The organism is Nostoc cycadae WK-1 (assembly GCF_002897135.1).
GTDB lineage: Bacteria > Cyanobacteriota > Cyanobacteriia > Cyanobacteriales > Nostocaceae > Nostoc_B.
This window is the reverse complement of record NZ_DF978435.1, coordinates 33,643-45,982: the sequence shown is the minus strand read 5'-3', so window position 1 is coordinate 45,982 and position 12,340 is coordinate 33,643. Positions and strand designations below refer to the sequence as shown.

The window sequence follows — 12,340 nt, the reverse complement described above, 5'->3', positions numbered from 1 at the left end:
TTTGTAGAGATCTATACTAACTCTACTTCCAAGATTTGTCTGCTTGTTCTAGTACGTAAGCAGCTACATCTTCAATTTGGTCAGGTTTTAGACGGCCTTTAAAAGCAGGCATAGCATTTTTACCATTTGTTACTTGAGCAATAATGGCCTCTGCTGAGTTCATGCCATACTTTTCTAAATCTTCTTTTTTCAAGGTCTTTTGAGCATTAACTAAATTTTTACCACCTGCGTGACAAGAAGCACAATTAGCACTAAATACTTTAGCTCCATTGGCGGTATCTGCTGCTAATGCTGGGCTGCTGAAGGCAAATGTGAAAATAGCAATGCCTAACAGCATAACTGAAATGATTTTTTTCATGGAGTGTTCTCTCTGAAACCAACTTTAATTGCGGACGATATCATTCACAATTGTCAGTTGATTAAATTACCTGCGTCAAAAGACAGGCTGTCAAACTTCGCTGTAATAATTTTGAATAGCCATATCTAATGAGTTAAGAAAAGCTCATATCAGAATCGGCGATCGCACTCTTGCTATACTCACAATCAGTATGTAATTGGTAGCTGAATATTAAAGTATGAAATGAAAAAAACTAGTAATGGCGTGTTAAGCCTTAAATGTTGCAATATAAATTAGTTTTATCCGCGTTCATCGGCGGTTAATTTGTTCTAATTTCATACCCTTTTTAGCCTTGTCACGCCACTATAGCAGTCCTAAATTATTTGTAAACTAAAGATCCCCGACTTCTTTAAGAAGTCGGGGATCTGAGCCTCTCAACGTTCATAAATCAAATAGGATTGCCACAGCATAGGTCGGCGGAAATAAACAGACCATTTGGAATTGCTAAAAGGCTTGTGGTATCACTATTCTTTCTTTTTCCTTTTGACTTTTGCCTTGTTGTACTAGCCTATTTTTTATTACTTTGCTGCTAAAATTGTCAGGTTTTCTCCTGTGACGCGACAAATTCGCCAATCATCTAAAATGCTGGCTCCCATACTACGGTAGAATGCTTGGGCTGGCTCGTTCCAATCTAAGACACTCCACTCTAAGCGTCCACAATTTCGCTTTACAGCAATTTGCGCGAGTTTAGTTAACAACGCTTTACCAATACCTTGACGGCGATAATCTGGTAAAACAAACAAGTCTTCCAGATAAATTCCTGGCTTGGTAAGAAAAGTAGAATAGTTGTGAAAGAATAAGGCAAAGCCTACAGCCTGTCCTTGGTATTCTGCCAAGATAGCCTCGATATATTTTGGCGAACCAAATAGATGCTCTTGGAGTGCCGCAACATCTCCTGTGACGGCATGAGATAATTTCTCATACTCCGCCAACTGTTTAATTAATTGAAATAGTACGTTGCTATCAGCAGGTTCAGCAAAACGCAAAATTAAATCGGTCATTAGTTCAATACGGTTGCTAAAGTTTACCCTGCTGTTAATTATTAGCAGCCAATTTCGACATTTTCTAGGATACCAAGTGCATCGGGTATGAGAATGGCAGTGGAGTAGTAGGCAGTGACAAGATAAGAAATAATCGCTTTCTCGTTGATACCCAAAAACCGCACAGATAAACTGGGTTGGTATTCATCAGGGATACCCGTTTTGTGTAGACCTACTACCCCTTGGTTTTCTTCTCCGACACGGAATACCAAAATAGAGCTAGTACCCTCCTTGGTGATCGGAATTTTGTTAGAAGGAAAAATCGGATAGTTGCGCCAAGCAGGTACAATCTTGCCATTTACCTCTCTGCTGGGGGAATAGATTCCACGACGGTTACACTCCCGGCCAAAAGCAGCGATCGCACGAGGATGAGCTAGGAAAAAATGGGATTTGCGCCGTCGAGACAGCAATTCATCAAAATCATCTGGAGTTGGTGGCCCGGTGCGGGTATAAATGCGTTGCTTGAGATCAGCATTGTGCAACAACCCGAAATTAGGGTTATTCAGCATTTCGTATTCTTGCCGTTCCCGCAACGCTTCAATAGTCAACCGTAATTGCTGCTCTGTCTGGTTCATCGGTTCATTGTAGAGGTCAGCAACTCGCGTATTCACCCGTAAAATGGTTTGCGCGACGCTTAACTCATACTCCCGTGGATTCAAGTCGTAATCAGCAAATGTTGTGGGCAACTCAGTTTCCGGACTGTGACCCGCAGACATAGCGATCGCCGCTTGATGATACCTATCCTGGGGTTTGCTCAATATTGCTCTCAAGCGATCGACCTGAGTCTGCAAAGCTTCAGACTGGTTGAGCAACTCCCGAAACGCTTGTACTGGCAAAGACAAAACTATGCAGCGGGTAACAGCTTTTAGGCTAACCTCCCAAGTTTCCTGAGATAGAACTATAGCTTCGCCACCAAAACAATCGCCATCAGCTAGAATATCCCGTAAAGCTTCCGCCTCATATCTGCCTGCCTTCAGCTGATTAACTTTACCATGAGCAATTAATAACACGCGATCGGCTGCTTGACCTTCCTGTACAATTACTTCACCAGGTGAAAATTCTTGTTGCACAAAGCGGTCTGCTAAAGCGTTGAGTACCTCAATATCCTCAAACCCGCGCAGTAAAGATAGTTCACAAAGTGTTTGGGGAATGACTCTTACTTGATTCCCTATATTACTAAAGCTAACCCGTCCATTGCCAACAGGATATGTCAAGCGACGGTTAACCCGATAGGCCCCACCCGTAACTTGCACCCAAGGCAACATCTGTAACAACCACCTAGGAGTAATACCCTGCATCTGGGGCTGGGTTTTCGTGGTTTTGGCTAAATTCCGCGCCCCTTTGGTGCTTAAGCTCATCTGGAGTTGCCTGTTTTCTTGGTCTAAATCAGGCCTAATCAAAGCATCTGTCATACAGTTAACGTTTCATCCGACTAAATTGACATTCATAAAAGAGAGCATTGGAAAGTAGGAGCAAACTTTCGTTAGCCCCTACTTTGGAGAGGATCTTTGAATACTTAGAGACCAACTTCTACATCTTCAAGAATGCCTAGGGCATCAGGAACAAGAACGGCTGTAGAGTAGTAAGCACTAACTAAGTAAGAAATAACGGCCTTTTCGTTTATACCCATGAAGCGGACAGACAAACTAGGCTGATATTCATCAGGAATACCAGTTTTATGCAGACCAATAACACCCTGGTTAGTTGCTCCCACACGCATTAACATAATGGAGCTAGTACGCTCTTTGGTAACGGGAATCTTATTGCAAGGATAGATGGGAATACCACGCCAAGCTGGAATTGCACTATTACCCATAGGGATAGGATCGGGATAGAGTCCTAGGCGGTTGCATTCCCGACCAAAAGCAGCAATAGTGCGGGGATGAGCTAAGAAAAAGCTCGGTTCTTTCCAAACAATAGAGATCAACTCATCAAGATCGTCAGGAGTTGGAGGGCCACTGCGGGTAAAAATGCGTTGTTGGAGATCAGCATTGTGTAACAGTCCGAAGTCACGATTGTTAATCATTTCGTGTTCTTGGCGTTCACGTAATGCTTCAATGGTGAGCCGCAATTGTTCCTCAGTCTGATTCATGGGTTCGTTGTAGAGGTCAGCAACCCGTGTGTTGATTTGCAAAATGGTTTGAGCAACACTTAACTCATATTCTCGTGGATTGATTTCATAATCTGCAAAAGTCCCAGGTAATACTGCCTCTGCAAGGTGGCCGGAGGTAATATCAATCGAGGCTTCCCCGTATTGATTTTTGGGTTGGCGCAATTTTGCCCGGAATTGATCTACTTGCGCTTGTAAAGCTTCAGACTGGTTAACTAGGTTTTGAAAGGCTGCTTGAGGCAGAGACAAGATGGTACAACGGGTAATGGCTGTGAGAGTCACATCCCAAATATCTTGGGATTCCACTAAAGCGTAGTCACCAAAATGGTCGCCATCAGCTAATACAGCCAAAACAACTTGATCGTCATATTTGCCTGGGCCAATTTTATTGACCTTACCATGAGCAATCAACAATACTTGATCAGCTGCTTGACCTGCCTGTATGATCACATCTCCGGCAGCAAATTCCTGTTGCACAAATTGACTAGCTAAAGCATTTAATACCCCGGCATCTTCAAATCCCCGCAACAAAGGTAACTCAGTGAGTTCTTGCGGAATAACCTGTATTTGAGCGCCTGTATTAGTAAAGCTGACTCGTCCATCCCCAACTGTATAGGTTAAGCGGCGGTTGACCCGATAGCTACCACCCACTGTTTCTACCCAAGGCAGCAGTTTTAAGAGCCACCGTGAGGTAATGCCCTGCATCTGGGGTTGGGTTTTGGTGGTTGTTGCCAAATTACGCGCCGCTTCGGTCTGCAAACTCATTGGCAATTGCTCAATTTGATTTTCTAAGGGAGTATTTGCTGTATTAGTCATGATGAATCTCCATTGATAGTGTTTATTGACAAACTATTTGATTGACCGGAATCAAGACTCAGATTGAACTAACCTTTCCTTCCTAACAGGGTTCCGATTTTGGTCGCTGAAGTCCCTAACCCTGTTGAGCTACTCAGTAAGTTATGCACCACTAGCTGAACATTGGTTTGAGTTGTTTGCTGACCAATACTTGGTCTAATCTGAGTCGCCGCAGTGCCTAAGCCTGTAGGGCCTTGAAGTAACCTCTTTTGGGTTGAATTATTCCGCAATTCAAATTCCTGATAGCGGTCTACTGCTCTATGCCATTTGAGTACCCCACACATCCACTGTTCTAATTTCTTGACGTATCCGTACAGTTTCTTGCGGGTATTTGTATCTAGTCCGAAATCATCACACAAGGCAGGGAGTTCAGTAGCAACAATATGTTCAAACTGAATGGCACGAGAGGTCATCAGGTTGTTAACAATTGCCACAGCGTGGGGGATATCGCAGTTAAGGAAATTCTGAACCGCCAGCACACCGTTATTAATCTCGCCCTCGAATTCAATTTCTTTTTGATAAGAAAAAATATCGTTCGTCAGACAGGCGAAATCAGCTGCCGAATTATCGATATTCTGCATAGTTCGAGTGTGAAAGATTTCTGGTGGGATCTCATCTCCTTGAGAAAGTCGAGACAGACTCATGGTTAGATCGGAGCCAAAGGTCTTTCGACGCATTTCCACATAGTCTATCGGGTCGGGAATGCGATTTTGGATTTGGTTAGCCAATTCCCATAACCAACTTTCCGTCATATCTTCAATCGCTCGACGAAACTGACGACGAGCATTAGGGGTCATGGGGCCAGCCGTCCGCATCCAAATATCCGCTAAACCCCGTTCGACTGGGTTGGTGGCTTCGGGAATGGCATCTCCATCAAGAGGCATAAAGGCAGATAACCGAGAGTTGAAGATTTTCGCCCCAGCCATGTTGCGGCTAGAGCCATACAGTGCAGGGAAGTAGTCATCAGCGTAAGTTCCCCAAACCAACCAGCAGGCTGTGATATTTAACTCAGCACTAGAGCCATTGGGATGAATATAAGCACCACATAAGGCTACGTCAGCCACATCAAATTTGTGGTCATCCCAGATGAAAATGCCTGGCATTCCTGGCAGTACGTCCAGCATCCCCATTTGACGCGCCCATTCTTTAGAATGCCGCCTAGCCTCTTCTAGATGGGTATTCAAACTGGTGGAAAAGGGCATATAAAACTGTGGTAGGGTGACTGGCCCTACAGGTTGATAGGAAACATGGGTGAAGCTTTTAAAGCGTTTTAGTCCCAAACTATCGTGTAAGTCTCCCAGACGGGCGGCCGATGTGCCTAGTCCAATAGGGCCGCCTAAAAACCAGCTTGCTGTGGAAGATTTGTCTGATGTCTGGTTCATGTAGCGGCTCGATCGCATGTGCCACTCATGACCTCCTGATTGCCAGTCCTGAAGTCCTTTGGCATATAGAACGACTTTCAGGCGCTCATCAGGAGTCAGACCATATTCCTCGAACAAGGAAGGAAGCTCTGTGACAAAGGTGTCCTCGAACTGTTGCACTCTAGATGTGAGTAAGTCGTTAGTGAGATTGGCCGCCTCTTGGGTACTCACATCAAGGAATCGTTCTAAAACCAAGATACAGTTAGCATTTTCCCCTTCTTCTTCTACTTCTCTTTGGTAAGAGAGGATGTCATTTCGCAGATGTACCCCATCAGAAAAAGTGTCTTTGAGGACACGCATTGGTCGAGTAGGTGCTATCCTAGCCGGAATTTCTGCCCCAACCGCGTGTTCCACTAGGTTAGCTGACCAGGGCGCTCCCCCTACCTTACGGCGCATCTCAATGTACTCAATGGGGTTAGCAACTCGATCCTGGCTGATATTGGCGAGTTCCCACTGAGATTCTTTCAGAAGATTGATTGTACTTTCCGAAAATCGAATTACCCAGTCTTGGGAGGCATTGGGAATGGTGCGATTCCAAAGGTCGACTAAACCTCTTTCTACGGCATTGGTCGGTTCTGGCGGCGTTTTTTGGGGCTGCACAGGCATAAACGCTGGTAGTCTATTGAGGTACTTCTTGGCACCCACCATATCTTGGGTACGCTTATAAAGCTCAAGGAAGTGATCGTCGAAGAAAAATACCCAAACATACCAGTCAGTTACCAGATTGAGCATCTGTTCATCGGCATCTGGATGGGTATAGGAACACAATAGTGCGTAGTCATGGGCATCAAACTTGCGCTCATCCCAAATTCCATAATCTTCTGAGCCTTCTGCTCCTCCCAAAATTCCCATTTCATAAGCCCAAGCTTTAGAATGTACCCGTGCTGCTTCCAGGTTTGGGTTCAACCGTGCTGGCCAAGGTACATAAAAACTTGGCAACTTAAAAGGTTGCTTCTTTGAAGTCATTGTCCGTTTATACCTATGAGTTTAAGCTCATTGTTTTGATTGAAATCTTGTCAATTTCATATTTGCGGTTACTATTTAATAACTATGAGGCTTCTCCTTTTAATCAGAAATTCCATAAGTTCCTTTCACTAAAATGTATTGAAACTGTTTAATTTCAGCCACTTATTACTGTATATAAACAAATCAATTGAGTGGCTTGTTCGGAAAATTTGATTATGCAATAGCCTGAATAAATGTATACAAAAACAACCATGAATTGCTGCTTTGAAAAACTAGTTCTACTGTCCAGATAAACTCGAACTTACCAAAGAAATTGGTCATCTTCTGGTTTACTTAACTATTATTTTTGCTTCATCTCCAAAACTTGCTATAAATATCTTTCCGTCAAATAATCTCAGCTTTATAAATAAAATGCAATAGGAGTTAAAAACTTTATTGATGATGAATGAGATAGTTAAGACAGTTAAGAAAATAATTAAACAGACAGTTAAGACAGTTAAGACAGTTAAGATCTTTAAAAGAATAATTGAGTAGATCAGGAAGTAAATAATTAATTTTTTTTAAAACATAATAAGTAATTTAGTCATTGCCAAAGACAGCAATGCAATGATGTGAGTTAACCAAATCTTATTGAGTCCCAGAGTAGTTAAAAAGCTTCGTTCCCAATTTCCATCTAGAAAAACCAATCCACAGAGAAATAAGTACTAATACTATTTCACTTTATGGATAATACAAATACAAGTATAAGTGCGAACATAAGTACTCTGCGGAAATACTAAGAGCGAATGCCCCTAAGGTTCTTGTATGTGTATCAAAATTTTGATGACTTGGTATAAATCTAGATTTAGCTAAGACTTATATGGGACTTTTGACTGTCCTACAGAGATTTTTTCTCTAGAAAGATAACGTAAAAAGCACCAGATTTGCAGCTTTAGCCCAATTTTTAGCATCAATTTGCATCCCTGCTTCTAAAAGCAGGGAGAGTTAATATCTATAGATGTCTTAAGCACTATAACTATAGCTATCACTTTTGACTTTTGACTTTTAAATTAGCCAACCTTTCAGACGTTTAGCAATGTGCGGACGGCGTAATTTTCGCATGGCTTTGCTTTGAATTTGGCGTACTCGTTCACGGGACAAGTTGAACATATTGCCAACTTCTTCTAGAGTGCAGGGTTCACTGGTTGTGAGTCCATAGCGTAAAGATATTACGTCTTTCTCTCGTGGAGTTAGCACATCACCTAAAACTTCCCAAATCTCCTGGCGCATCATGTTTTCATTCATTTTTGCTTCGGGAGAGAGGTTGTCCTCGTCTTCTAATAAATCCATCAATTCGGTGTCTTCTTCTTTACCGACACGGTGGTTGAGGGAAAGTGCTTGACGGCGTAGTTGTTGTAGTTGGCGTAATTGTTGAACGGTCATTTCCAAAGAAGCGGCCATTTCTGCTTCTGAGGGATTGTGACCAAGTTTTTGTTTAAGTTCGCGTTGAGCTTTTTTGAGTTTATTAAGTTTTTCAACAATATGAATTGGCAGGCGAATTGTACGAGCATCATTGGCGATCGCTCTGGTAATTGCTTGTCTAATCCACCAGTAAGCATAAGTGGAAAACTTATAACCTTTATCGGGATCAAATTTTTCTGTAGCGCGATTTAAACCCATCGCCCCTTCTTGAATTAAATCTAGAAAAGGCACTCCGCGATTTAAATATCTTTTGGCAATTGATACAACTAATCTCAGGTTCGAGCGAATCATTTTGCGTTTCGCTACTCGACCTTGATATAAGCGGCTTTCTAATTGCTTTTCTGTTAAATCTAATTGAGCAGCTACTTGGACTTTAGTTGGTTGTTGTCCCAGTTGCTCTTGTAAGGCGGCTTGAATTTCTCTGACTTCTTCTAAAAATCGAACTCGCCGCGCTAATTCTACTTCTTCATCTGGTTTCAGCAGCGGATAACGTGCCATTTCTTTAAAAAATGCACCTACAGCATCATCATGCTCGGTTTTGTTATATCCTGAAGGTCGAGCCGCTGCCATCTCATCCCCATCACGTTCCTCTGAGTCGAGATTTTCTGGAATTGGGGATTCTTCTTCTACCAATATTTCTAAACTTTCGAGTAGTTGCTCTTCTGTCTCGACAGCGTTTTCCAGTATTTCCATTGTTCCCAATTCAGCAATATTCATAGTTTCCTTTAGGGATGGTTGCTTTGTTTGGTACATAATTCCTTGACAGCTACTCGCTTGCAATTTGGTAGTTTCCCCTTAGAAACAAATGCACCCTCTCTATAGCAAAGTACAAGTTTCTACTAATTACTTAGCAAAACCAAAAATTCTTTTCTAGCTGTCATTTTTTGGTTCCTGCTAGATAGAACCCTCTCACCAATACTGGTTATTGCACCTAAAAATTAATTGTCTCAGGTTCTAACAGATATACTTCTTATTTTTTGATTAATCCCTAAATCTGTCAAACTCCCTCAACCATCCTCAACCTTAAAAAATATAAAAGAAACAAAGTAATTAGTACCATTTCTTAAAATTTCCTATATTTTTATAAAGTTTTTCAGTGTTAGGGGTAGGAATTAATGGCGAAATTTAAAGTCTTGATTTTGGGGTTATGAGAATTTCATAAAATTTTCTAAAGGTCAAAATTTCAGTAATTTAATTAACTGAAATCAATTATTTGTATAAAAGCATCTCATATACACCAATAATTGAATATCTATCAATGGGCGGAAAAAGGCTATGCCATATTTCGTAAATAGGCAAATGATTTCATAAATAGTCAGAGATATATTTGTGTTTTTATCGTGGGTGGACTTCAAATATTTATTGCACGTATAGCTAAGTTTGATTTGTCTAGTACGTTACATAACAGGAAACTTATCAAGTATCATTAGGGATAAAAGTAGTGCGAAATACATTTTACCTTTTATAGAGAAAAAACTTTGATTTTTGAGAGCTAAGTGAAGGGATAATAAATTCCTGTCAATAAAAAACAAAAAATATGTATATTAATGACTTAAATTTACAAAATTTAGTAGTTGCGGAGCCAGGAGAATCGTACCAAGCCCAAAATTTGGGTAATCGCTACATTGAAGTTTTGGTAGACTGCCCAGGAGCTACAGGATTATTTACATACCGATTGCCACCGCAGTTAGAAGTAACACCAGGGGATATATTAACTGTGCCATTTGGCGCACAACAATTAGGAGCGATCGCCATTCGCTTATTAGCAACGCCTAATTTAGCGGCAGACAAAATTCGGGAAGTAGAAGATGTTGTAAGTGTGGGGTTTTTTCCCAGCCATTATTGGGAATTATTAAATCGAGTGGCGACATATTACTATACGCCCTTGATTCAAGTGATTCGCGTCGCTTTACCGCCGGGATTATTAGGGCGATCGCAACGTCGCATCAAATTAACTCAACTGAGTCAAGAGCAAACAACCACAAAACTATCAACTGTCAATTTTCTGAGTCCCCCTGCACAACAAATTCTCCAACTTTTACAGACTCAACCATCGGGAGATTACAGCTTTGCCTATTTGCAACAAAAAGTTAAATTCACCTATCGGGGAGTACGGGAGTTGTTGCGCTTGGGTTTGGTAGAAAGTTATTTAGAAGCGCCACGACTAACTCGCCCCAAATTACAAAAAGCTGTCACACTAATTGATGTCAGCGATCGCGATTTAACTCAGCGTCAACGAGAAATTATCGAAGTCTTGCGCCGTCGCGGTGGGGAATTATGGCATAGCGAACTACTACAAATTTGTAGCGCCAGTTCTTCCATCCTCAAAACCTTGGCACAAAAAGGCTACATCGTCATTGAAGAACGGGAAATTTTACGGGCAGAACAAAGTCCGACATTACCCCAAGATCAGCCAAAAACCTTAAATGCTGCCCAAGCTAACGCCTTAGCAACTATCAATAGTATCAATGGATTTGCTCAAGTCTTGTTACATGGAATCACAGGTTCCGGCAAGACAGAAGTATATTTACAAGCGATCGCTCCACTACTGCATCAAGGCAAATCAGCTTTAGTCTTAGTCCCAGAAATTGGACTCACACCCCAACTCACCGATAGGTTTCGCGCTCGTTTTGGTAACAAAGTCGCCGTTTATCACAGCGCCCTTTCCGAAGGCGAACGTTACGACACCTGGCGACAAATGCTCACAGGCGAACCTCAAGTTGTCATCGGCACACGTAGTGCAATTTTCGCCCCCTTACCCAATCTCGGTTTAATTATCTTAGACGAAGAACACGACAGCAGTTTTAAACAAGATTCTCCCATCCCCACCTACCACGCCCGCACCGTCGCCCAATGGCGGGCTGAGTTAGAAAATTGTCCTCTAGTTTTAGGTTCGGCTACTCCGTCGCTGGAGAGTTGGGTGAGTGTGAGGAGGCAGGGGGCAGGAGGCAGGAGGCAGGAGGTAGAGGAAAATTCTTCGACTCAGCACTCAGCAAGCACTCACTACTTATCACTACCAGAACGCATCAACTCGCGCCCATTACCGCCGGTTGAGGTAGTAGATATGCGGCTGGAATTACAGCAGGGGAATCGGTCAATTTTTAGTCGCAGTTTGCAAGCAGCTTTAGGACAACTGCAAGAAAAAAAACAACAGGGAATTTTATTTATTCATCGCCGGGGACATAGTACCTTTGTGTCTTGTCGTAATTGTGGCTATGTGATGGAATGTCCGCACTGTGATGTGTCCTTAGCCTATCACCATACAGAAGAGGGAGCGCCCCAATTATTGCAATGTCATTATTGTAATTATGTGCGATCGCATCCCAAATTCTGCCCCGATTGCAGTTCGCCTTACTTAAAATTCTTTGGTAGCGGAACGCAACGCATTACCCAGGAATTAGCCAAAGAGTTTCCCCAATTGCGTTGCATCCGCTTTGATAGTGATACCACCCGTAACAAAGGCGCACACCGCACCTTACTGACTCAGTTTGCTAACGGTGAAGCCGATTTATTAGTCGGGACGCAAATGCTTACCAAAGGTTTAGACTTACCCCAAGTAACACTAGTGGGTGTTGTTGCTGCTGATGGACTGCTGCATTTATCAGACTATCGCGCCAGTGAACGAGCATTTCAAACCCTCACCCAAGTAGCCGGACGCGCCGGGAGAGGCGATGATGCGGGGAGAGTGATAGTGCAAACTTACACCCCAGAACATCAGGTAATCGAAGCAGTCCGCACCCATGATTATGAATCTTTTTGCCAAGCCGAATTAGAACAACGCCAAGACCTAGATTATCCTCCTTACGGCAGGTTAATTTTATTGCGTCTCAGCAGCCTTGATCCTCTACAAGTGCAGAATATCGCCCAAATCATTGCTACACACTTGGGTAGTAATGCAGGATTTGAAATCCTTGGCCCAGCACCTGCGGGTGTAATGCGGGTAGCGAACCGTTATCGGTGGCAAATCTTGTTGAAATTTAGTCCTGATGAATTACCCCAGTTACCCAATTGGGAAGAAATCAGAGACTTATGCGGCGATCGCGTTAGCTTGACTATAGATGTTGACCCAGTGAATATATTATGAGGTTGT

The 12,340-nt window shown here is 42.5% G+C and carries 7 protein-coding genes; 1 reads left to right on the top strand and 6 read right to left on the bottom strand.

The window, feature by feature from the left end:
• Positions 1 to 22 precede the first annotated feature (22 nt).
• The 6 genes from petJ to NCWK1_RS20845 form a co-directional block, all read right to left on the bottom strand.
• Complete coding sequence (petJ, locus tag NCWK1_RS20875; RefSeq protein WP_103126030.1) at positions 23 to 358, bottom strand: cytochrome c6 PetJ; 336 nt, start codon at positions 356 to 358, stop codon at positions 23 to 25.
• A 557-nt stretch (positions 359 to 915) separates the two neighbouring features.
• On the bottom strand, positions 916 to 1,398 hold the full coding sequence (locus tag NCWK1_RS20870) for a GNAT family N-acetyltransferase (protein ID WP_103126029.1): 483 nt from the start codon (positions 1,396 to 1,398) through the stop codon (positions 916 to 918).
• A gap of 41 nt (positions 1,399 to 1,439) precedes the next feature.
• Positions 1,440 to 2,849 (bottom strand): family 2B encapsulin nanocompartment shell protein, encoded by a 1,410-nt coding sequence (locus NCWK1_RS20865; protein WP_103126028.1) that lies wholly within the window; start codon positions 2,847 to 2,849, stop codon positions 1,440 to 1,442.
• 104 nt (positions 2,850 to 2,953) lie between these two features.
• Complete coding sequence (locus NCWK1_RS20860; protein ID WP_103126027.1) at positions 2,954 to 4,363, bottom strand: family 2B encapsulin nanocompartment shell protein; 1,410 nt, start codon at positions 4,361 to 4,363, stop codon at positions 2,954 to 2,956.
• Positions 4,364 to 4,431: 68 nt separating this feature from the next.
• On the bottom strand, positions 4,432 to 6,789 hold the full coding sequence (locus tag NCWK1_RS20855; RefSeq protein ID WP_222838803.1) for a family 2 encapsulin nanocompartment cargo protein terpene cyclase: 2,358 nt from the start codon (positions 6,787 to 6,789) through the stop codon (positions 4,432 to 4,434).
• Positions 6,790 to 7,833: 1,044 nt separating this feature from the next.
• A complete protein-coding gene (locus NCWK1_RS20845) occupies positions 7,834 to 9,003 on the bottom strand; it encodes an RpoD/SigA family RNA polymerase sigma factor (protein ID WP_096578922.1) in 1,170 nt (389 codons plus the stop codon).
• Between the two features lie 784 nt (positions 9,004 to 9,787).
• Between NCWK1_RS20845 and priA the strand changes: the two genes are divergently transcribed.
• Positions 9,788 to 12,334: a primosomal protein N' gene (gene priA / locus NCWK1_RS20840; RefSeq protein WP_103126026.1), complete on the top strand. Its 2,547-nt coding sequence runs from the start codon at positions 9,788 to 9,790 to the stop codon at positions 12,332 to 12,334.
• Positions 12,335 to 12,340: the final 6 nt, after the last annotated feature.